The organism is Flammeovirga yaeyamensis (assembly GCF_018736045.1).
GTDB classification, from domain to species: Bacteria; Bacteroidota; Bacteroidia; order Cytophagales; family Flammeovirgaceae; genus Flammeovirga; species Flammeovirga yaeyamensis.
Genome location: NZ_CP076132.1, coordinates 2,334,241 through 2,352,152 on the forward strand (window position 1 = coordinate 2,334,241; position 17,912 = coordinate 2,352,152).

At 33.7% G+C, this 17,912-nt stretch carries 12 protein-coding genes and 8 tRNA genes; 15 read left to right on the plus strand and 5 right to left on the minus strand.

What is annotated here, in order from left to right; all coding sequences use genetic code 11:
- Positions 1–277 precede the first annotated feature (277 nt).
- The 12 genes from KMW28_RS09070 (at position 278) to KMW28_RS09125 (ending at position 5,876) form a co-directional block, all read left to right on the plus strand.
- Positions 278–1,603, plus strand: a complete 1,326-nt coding sequence (locus KMW28_RS09070; RefSeq protein ID WP_169664503.1) for a type IX secretion system plug protein — start codon at positions 278–280, stop codon at positions 1,601–1,603.
- 116 nt (positions 1,604–1,719) lie between these two features.
- A tRNA-Pro gene (locus KMW28_RS09075) sits at positions 1,720–1,794 on the plus strand.
- Positions 1,795–1,816: 22 nt separating this feature from the next.
- Positions 1,817–1,890, plus strand: a tRNA-Arg gene (locus KMW28_RS09080).
- Positions 1,891–1,929: 39 nt separating this feature from the next.
- A tRNA-Pro gene (locus tag KMW28_RS09085) sits at positions 1,930–2,004 on the plus strand.
- Between the two features lie 23 nt (positions 2,005–2,027).
- Positions 2,028–2,101 (plus strand) — tRNA-Arg (locus tag KMW28_RS09090).
- A 33-nt stretch (positions 2,102–2,134) separates the two neighbouring features.
- Positions 2,135–2,209 (plus strand) — tRNA-Pro (locus KMW28_RS09095).
- A gap of 19 nt (positions 2,210–2,228) precedes the next feature.
- Positions 2,229–2,302, plus strand: a tRNA-Arg gene (locus tag KMW28_RS09100).
- Between the two features lie 33 nt (positions 2,303–2,335).
- A tRNA-Pro gene (locus tag KMW28_RS09105) sits at positions 2,336–2,410 on the plus strand.
- A gap of 19 nt (positions 2,411–2,429) precedes the next feature.
- A tRNA-Arg gene (locus KMW28_RS09110) sits at positions 2,430–2,503 on the plus strand.
- Positions 2,504–2,644: 141 nt separating this feature from the next.
- Positions 2,645–3,250 (plus strand): outer membrane beta-barrel protein, encoded by a 606-nt coding sequence (locus KMW28_RS09115; RefSeq protein ID WP_169665415.1) that lies wholly within the window; start codon positions 2,645–2,647, stop codon positions 3,248–3,250.
- A 206-nt stretch (positions 3,251–3,456) separates the two neighbouring features.
- Positions 3,457–4,056 (plus strand): outer membrane beta-barrel protein, encoded by a 600-nt coding sequence (locus KMW28_RS09120; protein WP_169665414.1) that lies wholly within the window; start codon positions 3,457–3,459, stop codon positions 4,054–4,056.
- A 149-nt stretch (positions 4,057–4,205) separates the two neighbouring features.
- Entirely contained in the window at positions 4,206–5,876 is a 1,671-nt protein-coding gene (locus KMW28_RS09125) for a hypothetical protein (protein ID WP_169665413.1), read from the plus strand.
- Between the two features lie 123 nt (positions 5,877–5,999).
- Here KMW28_RS09125 and KMW28_RS09130 read toward each other — a convergent pair whose 3' ends face one another.
- Together KMW28_RS09130 and KMW28_RS09135 are read right to left on the minus strand one after the other, a co-directional pair.
- Positions 6,000–6,788: a DUF3575 domain-containing protein gene (locus tag KMW28_RS09130; protein ID WP_169665412.1), complete on the minus strand. Its 789-nt coding sequence runs from the start codon at positions 6,786–6,788 to the stop codon at positions 6,000–6,002.
- A gap of 57 nt (positions 6,789–6,845) precedes the next feature.
- Entirely contained in the window at positions 6,846–10,976 is a 4,131-nt protein-coding gene (locus KMW28_RS09135; RefSeq protein ID WP_169665411.1) for a DUF445 family protein, read from the minus strand.
- A gap of 380 nt (positions 10,977–11,356) precedes the next feature.
- On the opposite strand from KMW28_RS09135, the gene KMW28_RS09140 reads away from it, so the two are divergent.
- On the plus strand, positions 11,357–12,682 hold the full coding sequence (locus KMW28_RS09140; RefSeq protein ID WP_169665410.1) for an MFS transporter: 1,326 nt from the start codon (positions 11,357–11,359) through the stop codon (positions 12,680–12,682).
- 266 nt (positions 12,683–12,948) lie between these two features.
- On the opposite strand, the gene KMW28_RS09145 is transcribed toward KMW28_RS09140, so the two are convergent.
- The 3 genes from KMW28_RS09145 to apaG form a co-directional block, all read right to left on the minus strand.
- Positions 12,949–13,614 (minus strand): response regulator, encoded by a 666-nt coding sequence (locus KMW28_RS09145; protein WP_066208062.1) that lies wholly within the window; start codon positions 13,612–13,614, stop codon positions 12,949–12,951.
- Between the two features lie 9 nt (positions 13,615–13,623).
- A complete protein-coding gene (locus tag KMW28_RS09150; RefSeq protein WP_169665409.1) occupies positions 13,624–15,174 on the minus strand; it encodes a sensor histidine kinase in 1,551 nt (516 codons plus the stop codon).
- 78 nt (positions 15,175–15,252) lie between these two features.
- Positions 15,253–15,642: a Co2+/Mg2+ efflux protein ApaG gene (apaG, locus tag KMW28_RS09155; protein ID WP_066213095.1), complete on the minus strand. Its 390-nt coding sequence runs from the start codon at positions 15,640–15,642 to the stop codon at positions 15,253–15,255.
- Between the two features lie 182 nt (positions 15,643–15,824).
- On the opposite strand from apaG, the gene KMW28_RS09160 reads away from it, so the two are divergent.
- Together KMW28_RS09160 and hutH are read left to right on the plus strand one after the other, a co-directional pair.
- Positions 15,825–16,298: a MarR family winged helix-turn-helix transcriptional regulator gene (locus KMW28_RS09160; RefSeq protein ID WP_169665408.1), complete on the plus strand. Its 474-nt coding sequence runs from the start codon at positions 15,825–15,827 to the stop codon at positions 16,296–16,298.
- Between the two features lie 34 nt (positions 16,299–16,332).
- Positions 16,333–17,898 (plus strand): histidine ammonia-lyase, encoded by a 1,566-nt coding sequence (gene hutH / locus KMW28_RS09165; protein ID WP_169665407.1) that lies wholly within the window; start codon positions 16,333–16,335, stop codon positions 17,896–17,898.
- Positions 17,899–17,912 lie beyond the last annotated feature (14 nt).

The window sequence follows — 17,912 nt, forward strand, 5'->3', positions numbered from 1 at the left end:
TAAAAAATGTTATGCAAGCAGAGTATTTTCTGCTAATAAAGTAGTTTAAAAGGAGATTTACAAATATTTACTATAAAGTTGGTATAACTAATTTAAGAGAAGTTTTGGATTTAAATAGGATAATATTCTGAAATAAAGTGTTTTTTACACTTATTGAGATTGATTCTAAATTGAAAACTGTAGTAGATTAAAAATCAACTATAAATGTTGTATTATCTAAATTATTTTAATCCTCTGTATCAAAATTGTATTTTTAAGGTGAATTAAACTTTATCAAATGAATTATATAAAAAATATTCTCTCCTTCTTTTTGATTTTCATTTTTTCATATCAAATACAAGCACAATCAAAAAAGTGGGAGTTAGTGAGTATGTCTGATTATAAAAATAAAAAAATTAGATACGCTGACTTCATTTATGATCCAAATGTTAGAACAGTTCAGCTATATACTTTAGGAGGAAATTTAGTTGATAAACAGTTGAATTTGCCTATCATTTCTTTAAGAAAAAGAGTACCAATTATATTAGAATTTGATGTATTTGGTGATGATGCGGATTACTATGAAGCAGAATTAGTTCATTGTAATAGGGATTGGACGCCTTCAGAGTTGCAACCTATCGAATTCATGAAAGATTATAATTCTTTCAAATTAAATGATTTTGATTTTTCGATAAATACAAGAGTTCCTTTTGTTCACTTTAAGTTCCAATTACCACAAGTACAGATGTCTGGTAATTACTTATTGATGGTGTATAAAGAAGGAAATAAAAAGGATTTGATTATTACTAAACGCTTTGTTGTATCAGAAGAGACGGCTGCAATTGGAGCAAAAGTAGTAGATAGAATTGGAGGCCAACGTAGATATGAACAACAAATTGATTTCTCAGTGAATTATAAAAACTTGGTTTCTGTAAATCTAAAAAGAGATTTTAGTGTAGCCATCTTACAAAACGGTCGTTGGGATAATTCATTAGAAAATCTAAAACCAAGATTTATCAAAGGACATGAAAATACCTTAGACTATTCTTATTCAAATGGAGAAAATTCATTTTTAGGTTCAAACGAGTTTAGAGTATTTGAAACAAGTAGCATTAATGGAGGAGGTCCCTCTATTTCTACTACAGACGTTTTGAAAAACTTTACAAGGGTTCGATTACATAACGATTTAGTGAGAAATGGTAAAGCATTTAATCAGCAACAAAACGATTACAATGGTGGATATGTAATTCATGCCTTTGGTAAGCAGGAACCATGGTTGGAAGCAGATTACATGGAAGTAGTATTTAATTTAAAAGTGGATGGTCCATATCAAGGTGATGTTTATGCTTATGGTAGCTTTTCCGAATGGCAATTAAATGAAGAATACAAACTTGTTTATGATCCGCAGAAGAAATCATATGTAGGAAGTGCACTTTTAAAACAAGGTAGATACGACTATATGTACACTGTTCTTGATCCCTCAAAGACCAAAAGAGACGACCGAATTATCGAAGGAAGTTTCAACCTGACAAGGAATACGTACGACATAATTGTATACTATAGAGGTCCTGGAGACCGTGCTGATCGAGTAGTGGCAATAAAAAAGCTAAATACAAACCGATGATAATTAATGTGTTTACATTGGTTAGCATAAAAAAGTTAGGTGCATACTTGCGTATTAAACACAAAACAACCACCTTTGCACCGCATTAAACAAAAACGCTCCTGTTGAAGGGTACTCGGGATGTAGCACAGTCCGGTTAGTGTACCTGGTTTGGGACCAGGGGGTCGCAGGTTCGAATCCTGCCATCCCGACAATGAAGAACCTTTATTGGATGGTCCGATAGCTCAACTGGATAGAGCAACTGCCTTCTAAGCAGTAGGTTCCAGGTTCGAGTCCTGGTCGGATCACGTTTTTGTCTAGTGCCTTCCTTTATGGAAGGTTCTTATCGGGATGTAGCACAGTCCGGTTAGTGTACCTGGTTTGGGACCAGGGGGTCGCAGGTTCGAATCCTGCCATCCCGACAACTAAGAACCTTTATAAGGATGGTCCGATAGCTCAACTGGATAGAGCAACTGCCTTCTAAGCAGTAGGTTCCAGGTTCGAGTCCTGGTCGGATCACTGAAATATTAAACCTCCTTTAGGATGTTTCTTCGGGATGTAGCACAGTCCGGTTAGTGTACCTGGTTTGGGACCAGGGGGTCGCAGGTTCGAATCCTGCCATCCCGACACGAAGAACTTAAAGGATGGTCCGATAGCTCAACTGGATAGAGCAACTGCCTTCTAAGCAGTAGGTTCCAGGTTCGAGTCCTGGTCGGATCACAACATATTAAACCTTCCTTTTGGGAGTTTCTTCGGGATGTAGCACAGTCCGGTTAGTGTACCTGGTTTGGGACCAGGGGGTCGCAGGTTCGAATCCTGCCATCCCGACACGAAGAACCTTAAGGATGGTCCGATAGCTCAACTGGATAGAGCAACTGCCTTCTAAGCAGTAGGTTCCAGGTTCGAGTCCTGGTCGGATCACAGTGATCTGATAAACCGATAACATTGATTTGTTATCGGTTTTTTTTTTGCTCAAAAATGAATAGACTTATTTTGGATAATTTATATAATTAAAAATTGGTGCAATTTTTTCTTAGTAGAGGAGAAATATCAATTTTAATTATGAAGAAATTAACTCTCTTTTTTTTATTGGGCTTATTTTCTACTGTGTTACATGCTCAAGATAAAAAATTTTCTATCGGATTAGGTCCTGGTGTATCAATAACTAACTTTAAAAGTGGTGTAGATAAATCTAAAGGAACTGGATTCAATTACTTTTTTAATGCTTTCTATAAAATTACACCTAGAATCTCTGGCGGTATAGAGTACGAGTGGGTGGGTGTAGATTTAAAATTTGATTATCCCCCTTACGATGCAGCAGAAATTGAAAGAACAACAATTACCAATATCTCAATAAAAGGATTTTATCATTTTGGTAATAATGATTTAAGACCTTATGTGGGTTGCGGAGCAGGTTATTATACTGTAAACCCTGGTAAAGCATCCTTTCCGAATCCATTGCCTAATGGACCTGAAAAAATCGTTATCGAAGCGGAAACTAAATCTGCAGGAGGTTTTGCACCAGAAGTAGGCTTAAATTATAAAGGTTTTCATGTGGCAGCATTGTATCATGTTGTAGCTGGAGTTGATACAAGTTTTTCTAATGATCTAATAACATATACCAATCTAGAATTTAGAGCTTCTTATAATATTTATTTTGGCTTCTAAATGGAAAGAAAAATTTAACTTTTAAAGAAGACTCCTATTTGTATTTCAAATAGGAGTTTTTATTAACAATTATTTTTGTGCGTTTTTATGCCATTTAAGGCATATTTTCGAGAAATTAAAAATTGTTAAAAAACTTAACACGATGTTAAACTCGTTTATTTGATCATACTACAAAACAAATTTTATTATCTCAAAAAATATTCATCATGAAAAAGTTAGCAATCATCTTATTTCTGTCCTTTTTAGGAATTACTACTTATGCACAAGATAAATTAGTTACAGTTGGTTTTGGTGGTGGTATATCTAATGTATCAGAAAAAGGTTCTGGTCTAGATATGAACGGATTAGGAGGAAATTACCATGTAATGGCTTTATTTAATATTACACCGAAATTATCAGTTGGAGCTGAATATGGTGGTTCATATGCAGTATTAGCACCAGAAAATTTAGATAAGGCAAATTTTGAAGCGACAAAATTTAAACATTTTTCAGGTAAAGTATTATATCACTTTAGTGAAAGTAGAATTAGACCATATTTAGGTTTTGGAGTTGGTTCATACTCAGTTACACCAGGTAAAATGAATATTCAAAATAGTGACAATCCTATTGTGTTAACCTTCAATAAATCAACTACAGTAGGTTATGCTCCCGAGTTTGGTGTTGATTTCGGATGGTTTAGTTTAGCTGCTATTTATCATATCGTACCTGATGTAAAAGTGTACAACAACGAGTACGAAAAAGTAAATGTAAACTATAATAGTTTAGAGTTTAGAACAACTTTCAATATCAATTTTGCACAAAGATAATGCAAGTTAGAAATTGAAATGAATAGGTCGACCTACTAAGTGGGTTGACCTTTTTTATAATATCCCTCTTTTGGGGGATTTCAACTTTATAATTTTAGATCTATTTTACACAAAATTTTAATTACTAACTCTCATTTTACCCAAAAACTATGTACAAAAACTACTTGCCTTATCTGACTTTACCATTTTTGTTATGGGCATGTCAAAATCCTATTGAAGGAATTACCCTTGATGTTTCTGCAGATGTATTTGAACAAAGAGCTAATGTCCAATTCTTTGATCCAACAGATCAATCTAAACTTGATGGGACAGATAAACTTACTGTAGAAGTATTAGGTGATGATGCCTCAAAGATATTAAACGATGGAGGTGAACCAGAATTATCTATTGTAGATGGTATTTTATCGATGGTCGTTAATCCTTTAGCTAATCAAGAAGAACCTGTAAGTGTGATATTAAAGGTGTCAGGTGAAGGATATTTAACGACAACTATACCTTTAACCATAGAGGCTGAAGATTCTACTGTATTTCTTTCTGCAAATCTTGTTAATTTAGAAAATGCCCCCGAGGGAGTAAATGTGACTACCGCTTCGGTCACTTTAATCAATAATGCAGTATCAAGTGACTTTAATGTAACGACCACTCCTTCATCAGAAGGACAAGTGTCAACAAAAGTGACTATTCCTGCTGGTACAACTTTCTTTGATGCCGATGGTAATCCTATCTCAGGTTCTGATTTATCTTTAACGGCCGTCAATTTTGATGCCTCATCACAATCTGCCTTATCATCTTTCCCGGGAGGCTTTTCTCCTGTTGGGGTTTTAGATGAAGAAGGAAATATGAGGGGAGATATTGATTTTGCTACAGCAGGATTTGCTTCCATAGATATGTTTATTGGAGAAACAGAAGTGAAGGGTTTTTCTCAACCTATTCAAATTACCACTCAGGTAAATGCATCAGTGATGAATCCAGATACACAAGAGCAAATAAAAGCAGGAGATGAGGTGCCAATTTGGTCTTACAGTAGAGATGATGGTACATGGGAGTACCATAGTACAGAAACAGTAACGAACAATAATGGAAATTTAGAAGTCAATTACTCAACAGATCATCTTAGCTGGTACAATCTAGACTTTTATGGAATTCGATGTAGTAAATATATAAGAGTATACAGTCCTAATAGAGGAAGATGGTGGTGGCCATACACCTGGCAAAGGAATCCAAATTATGCCCCGACGAATATTAATATCTCAGCAAGTGATTATCCTTTAGCTACCAATGGGAAAAGAGTTTTAATGTCTGTGGTATGGGCAGGAACCAATCAACCTATTTCTTATTGGGCGACAAAAAACTACACTTTATATGATGGACAATCAATTAATTTATTGAATGCACCGGCTAATAGACCATTACAGATGGTTGTGTTTTCTGGAAGAAGTAGAAGAAACCCAGGTGAAATTTTATATAGATCTTCAAGTTTTACCTCTTGTGCAAATGCACAAGTAAGTGTGGATTTGAACCAATTATTCAGGTCCCTTCCAGATTATGTAAATGTAGATGTAAATTATATTGGTTACTGTGGAGATAGAACAGTTAGAAGATCGCAAAGCCTTTATATTTACGATGATCAAGGGTATTATCGTTGGGCAGGTTGGATTAGAAGAGGTTATGGAAGGATCTATAATGTTGAACTAAATAAAAACTATAAATTTAAGATATACTACAAAAGACAAACATATGAATTTGACATGACTTTTACCTCCACCAACATGAGTGGTGAAGTAGAAATTCCACAAGAAATTTGTGGTCGATTCTTTTAATAATTAGGTTAAAATAGATAAGACCAGGGAGTTATTTCAGCTTAAAGATATTATATGATAAGGTTTAAATCTTATTCTTTTCAAAACAATATCAGGCTAAAATGACTTCCTTTTTATTATTCATCAAAAAACATATCCCACCTGAATCACAAACCTGAGTCCTCCGGTCCAAGTTCCATAATCTCCACTCGTTTCTACTTCCTGTCCTTCCAATAAACCATCTAAAACAGGAAATTTATTCACTAATCGATCTCTAATTTCAGATAAAATTTCATCTTCATCAGATATTTCAACATTTGAATCTAGTTTAAGCTTGCCTCCATAAAATCCATACCCAGGACCGACCATAATTAAATCTACGGCAATTCGCTTCTTGATGACAAATTGATATCCTAATTCTACACCAACATTGATAATATTTGCAGAACCTTGAAATTCTGCATAAGACCCAGTCACCTGATTCCCTAAAGAGTCTATGAAGTTCAATCGATTTTTAAAATTATATCTGTAATAGGCGATATAAGGTCCCCAGTATAAACCATCAGGGGCGAAACCTCTGTTTCTTTTCTTGAAATACCTTCTATAATCGGCTGCAACGGAAAAACCAGTATTCTGATGATCTCTTGCTATAAGTGAATCAGCAATGGCTAACTGAGCCAATTTAGGGAAGGTTAAAAAGCCCACATTAAGTGAAACCGATTCAAAATCACTTAATCTTCTTTCGTAACCTAAAACAAAATTATTACTACCCCATAAAATTTGAGGTGTGACATTATATCTAATAATGTTTTTCCTCATTTTAGTAATTGATGAATCGTATGAAAACATCAATTCAGAAGCAGAATTCTGACTAAAAACAGGGATTGAAAAATATAGAGTTACAATAGCGAGCCACAATAGAAACTTTTTCATAGTATTATTTTATAAGACGTCTCAGTAGTTATCAACGGATTAATAGTCTATATAAAATTAGTCTTTTAATAGGAAACTTACCAATTGAATTAAGCCAAAATCTAACATGGCACCAATAGGAAGACCAAGTATAAAACCATAAATAATTAAACGGTTAAAATACATGCCTGCAAAGCCATAAAATAACTCCTCAATTTTTTGAGGATCCATCATATTGATCTCTTTGACAACAATGCCTTTAAAGTCAATTTTTTGGATTAATTTACTTGAATGTGGTATAGCCGACTTCATTAAACCGTCTAACATCTTATTCAATAAATAATCTTTCGTTTCTCTTTTTAGTGAATGATTGAAATTATCCAAGATGATATGGGATAATCCACCTGTGATATCTCGAATTTGCTCTTGTATCTTATGGTTTTCTAAGGAATGATAAATTCCTCTTTCTAAATCATGTAGCAATTGTTGTTTATCAAATATTTGATGCATACCCTTACTACCTATATCCTGAGCCAAAGTTGAGGCCAATTGTGAAGTAAGTTTTTGGAATGATCTTGAGTTGAGTAGAAGGTTGAAAGTGTCCTGAATACCAAGTTCTAAATTGTGTTCATCTACACCTTCAAAAATGTCCTTCACCTTCTTGGTCAATACAATTTTGTTGAAAATATCGATAATCATTACAAGCAAATCATTAACGATTAAAGCTGTTTTTTGATTATCAGATAATTGAACATCTAAATGTTTTCTGACTATTTCTATTTCTGGAGCTAAATTTCTACTTAATGAATCATACAATTCTCCTTCAGTAACATCTCCTACATTAAGTATATCTTCAATTTTAGTTTTAAAGACCTCGTCCACTATACGATTTAGAACATACTGAATAGAGGTAGTTAATCGCTGGTTTTTAACCAAGCTCTTCACTGTGTCTTTTAAAGCTTCATTTTGAATGCTGATTTCTAGCTCTTTTACTTTTGTTTCTTTAGCGATGATGGAAATCTTATTTTGTACTTTTTGAGTGATATCCGGAAGTCCTTTAATTAATAATTCTGGGATTTTGTTATTTACTAAATCCTTAGTAGTCTTCTTGATAATTCCCTCATACAGGACAGCTAAAGGTTGTTTGTTTCTTGCTTTATTATACACCTTATTCGCATATTCTTCATCATTCTTTCTGATTCGGCCAATAATTTTTTCCATCAGTTGGTCAATCATCTCAATGCTTTGTTCCTGAAGTAAAGCATAAGGTCTACCTCCAAAGAGATCGCGAATAGGAAGGTCTTTTTCTGAGTATTTATGAATCTCTCTTTCAATTAAACGGAATACCTTTTCTTGGAATTCAGAATTATGAATAGAATCATTCATAAAGTCCCAAACTTTATATTTGATTTTCTCTTTATTTTCAGAAAATAGAGCGATATCATCGAGTGTTTTTGATCGATAATTCATCAACTTATCTCTAAAAATAATTTTGAGTTCATCAAAAAGTTGATCGTTTTGAATCCACTGATTTGTTTTATAAATTTGTCGATTTAGAATTTCGCGAACTCCTTCAAATATTTGCTCAATAAATTTATCTGGAAGTGCATCCATTAGCATGAGATCATCTTTTAACAGACGTATAACTCTTGCAGTTAGATAATTTGATAAAGTGGTGTAAACAATCTCTTTCTGAGACAGGTTAGTAAGTGTATTTTCTAGAGTGATAATGTCAATATCAGTGAGGTCATCAATTTCTTTATCTAAGACTGTGATCGCCTTTTTAGCATAGTCGTATCGATGTGCAAACAGTTCTTGAGCAATCAGTTTACTAATTTTTTTACTGATATTCTTTTTCTCCGTATCTAATAATGTATCTACAGTTTTATAATCGCTCTCGACAAACGTATTGAAAATTGAAGTTTTCAGAGAAGCTAATTTTTCTTCAATATCAGATCCTATAGATTCCTCGTTGAGTAGTTGCTGACCAACAAAATCACCCATATTCTGAGCAAACTTAGATTGGTTGCTAGAGATTACACTTGGAGTAAAAGGCAACTGTAATCCAAAAAGATATTTTGGACGGTATGGACGGAATATCATTTTTATGGCAATCCAATTGGTACCCAATCCGGTTATACCATATACTGCAGCAATACCTAAAGCCATAAAAGTAGGGTTGTCTCCAAAATGTACAAAAGCAGTAATACCACCAGCAATTGCTCCTAGAATAGCACCAAAATAAGTAATGGGTTTCATATTACTACCCATAAAACCTTTGACCATTTCAGGAAGTTGTTGGTGCTTGTTATGAAGGTTCTTTTCAACAATCTTACTCACTTGCCCTTGCATTAATCGATTGATATTTCTATCGATATACCCAAAAATAGCATTGGTCAGTTTTAAGGGAAGGGAAGCTATTTTTTCAACAACTCCAATCAGATCATATATAGGTCTTTCTTTAGCTTGGTGGCTAAATTTTCTCAAAAACTTTGTCCCTAGCTTTTTTAATTTAGGTGTGATTCTCTGTATTTGAGAAGCCCCAAAATAATCTGAAAAATGTTTATGTTTAACTTCCTTCCAAACAGATTTCTCCAAATTTGGAAGCAAGGATTTCTTCTCGTTTTTAAGAGTTTTGTAAGAGTAGTTCTGTACTTTCTGGCCAAACTTTGATATGGTTTGATCAGAAAATATGGTATATAAAGGCTGATTTTTAATACGATCAATACGATCCACTACAATAGCCTTTCCTTTATCAGTTGATTTCCTCTGATAGAGAAAGTCCCTTACTAATTTTTCATCAATAAGGTATTGCGTCAGTTGTAATAAGTCATTTTTCTGACGATCAGCTGACCAAATTTGCCCCACCTTTCGCTCTAATATCATAGACATAGAGTCAGCCCCTTTACCTAATAGTCGGTCATCAATCACAGAAATAATTAACTGATGTAACCCCTCAGTTAATTTATCCTGATTAAATTTTTGAAGTAAGCTTCCAATACTATGTCGCTTCAGATATTGAACAATGTATTCCGTACCTTCTTGTGCAAACTTTTGTTTGTTCTCCTCCGATTTATGTTCGCTAGCAATAGCAATAATTTCATCTACCGCTTTAAATTGTTCGGCCACAGAACTTGTAAATAATTTAGCCAGCCATTTTCCTATAGAAGATGAATTTTCTTCGAAAGACTGATCGACTAAATGATTTATTTCTTCTCTATTTTCTTGAATCCATTCGATGACGGCATCCATTAGAATAGGGATATTCTTACGGATGAATTTTTCGAAACTATCACTGATAGCAGGAGGGAGGATCTGGAAAATGGTGGTTTCTTCTTGCTTTAGAACTTCTATGAAAATAGCGATCAATCGGCGAAAAGGAGCGTTTTCACTTGTATTACTGAATTCCTTAGATAGTACATTATGTACTTCGTTAGCTATTTTTTGATGATCACCTGAACCAAGTATTTCAGATAACTTCTTTTTGGATACACTTTCGCTGAGGTCAAAAATCAATTGATTGGCCTCAATGTTATCAAGAAATCTCTTTAGGAATATATCTATGGGTAACTCTCCGTCTTTTAATGAATCGTGTAGTTCATCAAAAAAATGTCCTGTATAATTTGAAACACTATCAAAAATTATAGGAGAGAAGACATCAGAAACTTTTTCTCTTTTGAACTCCTGCCAGATATCATTACTTAAAATTTCGAGAAAATGATGATTATGGAGAGTGTCTACAGCAATATCATAAATAGATTCACTAATTACTCCAATTTGTTGTTGAGAGGTAAAGTCGGCTATTTTTAATTCTGGTAAAACCCCTTCTAAGGCTTTTCTAATGACATCACTTAAATGATCGTTTAGAACAAGAATTAGTTTATCAATTGATTCATCTATGGCAGGGATGTCTTTGAGTCTATCGTCTTCAGAAAATTCATTTCTTAACTGATTTTCGATAAATTCAGTCAACATGATCAGAAAAGCTTCTCGAAATTTATCTTTTTTTACCTCTTCGCTAATATTATCATGACGAATAATCTCAGATTCTACCAACTGAGAGATATTCTTTATAAAAGTATCTTTTGTCTGTTCCACAATACTTGGAATACCCAATACTTTTTCGAAAAGCATTCTTAACGCTAAGTCGTTGGTAGTATAACCAACCACAGCACCTGAGATAATTTTCAGAAATAATTCACTGATCATAATATAAATTTGCAATAATCGCCGAAAAACCCAAAATAAATTTAAGTTCAATGATCATTATTGTACTTCAAATTTTATTTATTAACATAATTATGATAGTAAATTGAGTTATAAGAGGTTTAGTTATTTATTTGGTAGTGATTTTATTCTTTGGTTGAAATACCAAAAAAAATAAGGTTTCAAAAAATATGTTAAAAGAACATTTGGCTAACTTACATTTACACAAAACTGATAAGTGTCATTACTACTATCATTATTCTTTTTCTATATTGCAACCGGTTTATGCTAAATGTGACTTAGATATATAAATTTAATCGTTCTACTAAATTTTTTACTAGCATCATTAGCAGGTTTTTAGCAACAAGCTAGATTTACAAACAATGAGTGAAACATTAGATAAAAACGTTTTGGAAAATTCTACAAAGCAAAAGAATCATACGGGACCATTCCTTATAATGGTAGGCCTTATGTTTATTGTTGGTTTTTTAACTGTAGTTAACCAACAATTTCAAGCACCACTAAAAGAAGCATTATTATCTGAAGCTGGTGACATTGAAAACACTTTAGCAACGTTTATTACGTTCGCATTCTTTATGGGATATCCAACTATGGGTAACATTGCCTCTAGATGGGTAGATACAAAAGGACACAAAACAACATTGATCAGAGGTCTGATTATGTTGGTAGTTGCTTTAGGTATTGAAGCTTTATCAGCTCAATTTGCTGATCTTCCAAGTATTGCTTTTGGCGAAAATAAAGTACCTCAAGCGTTCTTTATTTTCTTAGTAGGTTCTTATGGCTTAGGTTGTGCTTTAGCAGTTTTACAAACAGTTATTAACCCATTCTTGGCTGTATGTCAAGTACCAGGGACATCTTCTGTTACTCGTTTAAGTATTGCAGGTGCGGCAAATTCGATTGGTACTACAATTGCACCTTTCTTTGTGGCAAGTATTATTTTTGGAGGTGTAACTCCTGAGGTTGCTCAAATTTTACTTCCACTTTCGATCTTAATGATTGTTGTAGCGGTAGTTGCAGGTGTTTTAGGTAAATTAGAGTTACCAAACCCAATGGCTGCTGAAGGTGATGAGGAAACTATTGATGTTTCTAAATTAACGAAATCAGTTTGGAGTTTTAGACACTTAACTTTAGGGGTAGTTGCGATATTTGTTTACGTTGGAGCAGAGGTAGCAGTAGGTTCAAACATTGTACTTCATGCAAAAACATTAGGTTTAGAAGATATTACAGTAAACTTATTATTTACTGAGTTTACTATGGAAGCACATGCATTAATGGCAACATTATACTGGGGTTCTATGTTAGTTGGACGTTTATTCGGATCTGGTTTAGCAAAAATTCCAGGTCAAACACAGTTGTTATTCACAGCAGGTATCGCTTTAGTGCTAACTGCATTTGGTATGTTTACTGAGCAACTTTGGTTATTGGTTGGTATTGGTTTAATGCACTCTATTATGTGGGGAGCGATCTTCGCTTTAGCAATTGATAAATTAGGACCATATACTTCAAAAGGTTCTGGTGCATTAATGATTGGTGTTGCAGGTGGTGCAATCCTTCCTTGGATTCAAGGTATTAGTGCAGATGCATTAGGAGGAAGCTGGCAATGGACATGGGTAATCGTTATCCTTTGTGAGGCTTACCTTGTTTACTATGCGTTGGTTGGTTACAAACCACAAGAATCTGCTGAATAAGCAGAACTTGAGTTCATATATAAAGCCACATATACTCTATGTATATGTGGCTTTTTGTATAAATAAAAAAGCCCACGCTAAAAGCTTGGACTTTTCCCTCATTCTGTAACTGATGAACTATTGTGCTATCTATCTATTATACTTAACCTTCTTGTGTTCTTTAGATTTAACAGGAAGACTTTATCTTTCTGACATTACAAAGGTATAGATAAGTAAACATTTGTAAATGAGTATAATACCTAAATGGCATAGGTGAAATACCTATATTACACTTTGATGTCATCAAATAGCTTGTGTTTAATGGCATACATCACTAAACCGGCTACATTTCTTTGCCCTGTTTTTTCAAGTAAGTTACGTTTATGGGCATCTACAGTTCTGAGGGAAATGAACAATTCTTCAGATATTTCTTTATTCGATTTTTGATCAATGATTAATCGTAAAACTTCTTTTTCGCGAGGAGTGAGAATCAAATGAGGATCGTTGACACTTGCTTCATTGGTTTTATGATCTTTATAACTACTAATAATATTTTTGGTGGCAGAGGAACAATAGTAACTGTCTCCGTCCATCACAGATCTTGCCGCTTTTAAAATTTCCTCTTCCTTACAGTCTTTGAATAAATAGCCATCTGCACCAGCATCAATCATATTTCTAATGTAGCTACTGTCCATCATCATACTTAATGCGATCACTTTGATTTCGGGAAATAATTCCTTTATTTTTTTAGTAGCAGAAATACCATCCATTTCTTTCATGCTTATATCCATAAAGATCAAATCGACATCCATAGAATTTAGTGCATTGAACGCTCTTTCTCCGCAATCGGCTTCAGCTACAACATCAAAATCTTCTAAGTTTTTAAAGTATGATCGGATACCGTGTCTAATAACACTATGGTCATCCACTAATAGTACTCTATGCTTTTTCATTTTTACAGGTTAATTCGTGAAAATTGGTACTTCAATTAGAATACAAGTACCATAATTAGAGGAAGATTCAAAGTGTATTTTTCCACCAATCGAACTCACTCTTTGTTTCATATTTTGTAATCCTAAACCGGATTTTTTTACTTCGTTTAATATCTCTTCAACATTAAAACCAGTGCCATTATCTTCAATAGTGATCTGTAACAAATCAATATCTTGAATTATCGAGATATTGACATTGTCAGCTTTACCATGTTTAAAAGAATTGGTAATTGCTTCTTGAGTGACTCTCAATAACAATAGTTGTTTGGAAAGGGATAAAGATTTTTGATCATACTTATGGAAAAAGTACAAACTTTTGTCGCTTATATCCTTGTAATAATTTGCAATCTTTTCAATAGAACCACATAATCCTCTTTCTTCAATAGAGGTGGGCATAATGTTGTGGGCAATATTTCTTCCTTCCTTGATGGCTTCTCTTACCTTTTCTCTTATGTTGCAGAGTTGTTTATTTTCCTCTGAGTTGATCGTCTCTGAATTTTTTATGAACTCATCCAATAGATACAAGGAAGCCGTTAATGTTTGTCCCATACCATCATGAATCTCTTTTGCAAACCGTTCTCTTTCTTTGTCTTCAGTATCAATTACTGCTTTTTGTATATTTTCAGACTGACTTTTTATACTCGTTATATCAGAATGTTTCCCGATTACTCTAGTCACTTTTCCATTGATATCTCTTTGAACAGCTGTTTTTAATAAGGTCCATATAAGATTTCCTTCATTATCAATCATTTTAAAAGTGAGCTGAAATCCATCTTTGACAAGAATATCTCTTTGTAAAGCTTTCATTACTATGACTCTATCCTCCTGATGAATCATAGACAATAAGGTGGTGATATCTTTTTCTTTTGATGGTTGATCATACCCTAACATATTAAAAAATGCTTTAGAGTAAAATACTTTTCTGGTAAGGTGGTTCCAATCCCATAATCCCTCTTTAGAGGCCTGTATCGACAATCTTTGTCTTTCTTCATTATCATAGATAGCTTGTGTATCTTGAGTAGAAAAATCTTGTTCCAAAGGTAGATCAGATAATAAAGATTTGTCGTTATTTATCAACTGTGGTAGTGCTTGGGCTTGAATTAGGGCGTGGAGCTTTTTTTCTTTTGCAGTAAGTTGAATGATTTTTGACCTCAGTTCTAAGACTTCTTTATGATGGTTTACCTCTTTTTTATTTTTGGTAGGAAAAGAAATCCAAAGGTAATTTGAATCAATTTTTGTGATAAGTACAGCGTGTTTTCTATGTGTAATTTTGCAATGTATTTGACCAATCCACGATTCTGTTCGTTTTAATAATGCATTAGGAGTCTTATTTTTTTCTTTACTAAAATCAAAAAATGAGTGAATGCTATTTTTATTCTTTTTAAGGTCGAAATAATGATTGGAGTCGAGAATTGTGCCTATCCCATCTAAAATTGCAAAATGTAATAGTTTATCTACTATTAATTGATGCAATGAAGGGTCGTTGAGATTTAAAGAGATAGTATTATTAAATGTAGTCATAATGAGTAAAAAACAGCTATAGGTTTATACTCAAGATACTAATAATTTAGGTTTAATGATAGATGGATGTAGACTATACTAGTTAATTGAAAATTTTGGCTGTAATGTGAATTCAGGTATTTCGACATCAAAAAGAGTGGATTCTGTTACTTTTTTCATTTCATAAGTTCCTTTCATTTTACCTATTGGTGAGATAAAATGACAACCTGATACGTATTCAAAGAATTCACCCGGATCTATAATAGGGGTTTGGCCAATTACACCATCACCTTTTATTACCTCACGTTTATCGCCGACAATATCAAAAATTTCCCAATTGCGTCTTAATAACTGAACCGTGTACGCACTTAAATTTTCAATTTTAATCTTATATCCAAAAACATAATGCCTTTTATCGGGTACCGAGTATTCGGGCATATAATAATTATCTACTGTAACCTTTATTCCTTCTGTAATAGCAACTTCCATACTTGACATTTATTTACAATAATACAATTATTTGACCAATGATTTAATGATATAGACAAGGAAGTGCTTTATTTAACATTATCACAATTAAAAAAATATATAAGCACTTACACAAAATCGTCTAAAACATTTGTAAATATATAAGTACTTATATATTTTTGTAGTGAAAATGAAATTACATTATGGATTTTTATCAATCAGCAGGTAGCCTTGTTATAGGAAGCCGTTTAAAAAGGTTAGGAGAAAAATTTCTCCAGGAAGTAAGTAAGGTATATGTACGTCAAGGAATTGATTTTGATCCTGCTTGGTTCCCATTTTTTTATCTTTTGGACCAAAATAAAACGATGTCTCTAAGGGAGATATCAGATCAGTTAGGAGTAAGTCATTCTGCTGTTTCACAATTAGCTACTGCCTTAATTAAAAAGGGGCATCTTCAAATGGAAAAATGTGAAATAGATAGAAGACGAAGAATTATCCAACTTACTGATCAAGGAAATGCATTGTTACAGAAGTCAAAACCTATTTGGAAGGCACTTCAGGAAACAATGAAAGAGGTATCTGAATTAGGAGATCAGCAATTATTAAAAGAACTGACAGTATTAGAAAACTCTTTAAAAGAAGAAAATCTTTCTGATAGAGTCATCAGTAAATTATAAAGAACTTACCACATACTAAGCATATAACACTAACATGAAAAAATTTAATTATGGTATTGACCGTTTAACGGTAAATATCGCTTTGGATATTGCACGAGGAAATATCCAAGGAGTTTTAAATGCAAAAGCAAAAGAGAGAGTATTAAAGTCCCAAGCGGATGTACAAGAGATTGTCACAAAAGGGGATGTTGTGTATGGAGTGAATACAGGTTTTGGTCCACTTTGTACAACAACAATTTCTGAAAAAGATACCTCTACATTACAGCATAAAATCCTACAAAGTCATAGTGTAGGAGTAGGGGAAGTTATTCCTAAAGAAACATCTAAATTGATGTTGATTACAAAAGCACATGCTCTAGCTCAAGGATTTTCTGGTATTTCATTGACTACTTTAGAAAGAATCATTTGGCACATTGATAAGGATGTTGTTCCAACAGTTCCAGAAAAAGGTTCGGTAGGGGCATCAGGAGATTTGGCTCCATTATCTCATTTGTGTTTACCATTAATTGGTTTAGGTGAAGTATATCAAGAAGATGGTTCAAAGTCTTTGGCTTTGGATGCTTTAAAAAGATTAGGAGTAAAACCACTTACTTTAGGACCAAAAGAGGGCTTGGCTTTAATCAATGGAACACAGTTCATTTTATCACATGCTGTTAAAGTAGTAGAAAGATTAGCCAACGCCTTAGATACGGCTGACGTAATCGGAGCAATGTCATTAGAAGGTTTAATGGGTTCTTCTAGACCTTTCGAACCTGAATTACATGCTATCCGTGCTTATAAAGGAACTCAATTAGTAGCAACTCGACTTAGAGAAATGCTAAATGGTTCAGAGATTTTGGCATCACATGTAGATTGTGACCGTGTTCAAGATCCCTATTCTTTAAGATGCATGCCACAAGTGCATGGAGCTTCTAGAAATGCTTGGTTACATTTAAAAGAATTAGTAGAAGTTGAACTGAACTCAGTAACAGATAACCCTATCATTTTAGATGCAGATAATGCGATTTCAGGAGGTAATTTCCATGGTCAGCCATTGGCACTTCCATTGGATTATGCAGGTGTTGCAGCATCAGAAATTGGAAATATTGCCGATCGTAGATGTTATATGATGATCGAAGGACGTTTCGGTTTGCCAAAATTATTAATGGAAGATGTTGGATTGAATTCTGGGTTCATGATTCCTCAATATACATCAGCTGCTTTGGTTACAGAGAATAAAACACTTTGTTTCCCTGCGTCGGCAGATAGTGTTCCAACTTCACTAGGTCAGGAAGATCATGTTTCAATGGGATCAATATCAGGAAGAAAAACATTGAAAATTATCGAAAACCTAGAGCAGATTTTAGCTGTAGAATTACTTTATGCAGCTCAAGCATTGGATTTCCGTCGTCCATTAAAATCATCACCTATTATAGAAGCAACACATTCATATGTAAGAGAAAGAGTATCGCACGCTGATCAAGATAGAGTATTGGCCTATGATATTGCAGCTATGCATAGCATTGTGAAAAGTGGAGCATTGGTGGATATAGCGAATAAAGTAGCTAAAGTCGAAAAAATCGACTTAAACGGGGATTTTAAAGAAGAATTCAAATTCTAAAAAGTAAAAAACAC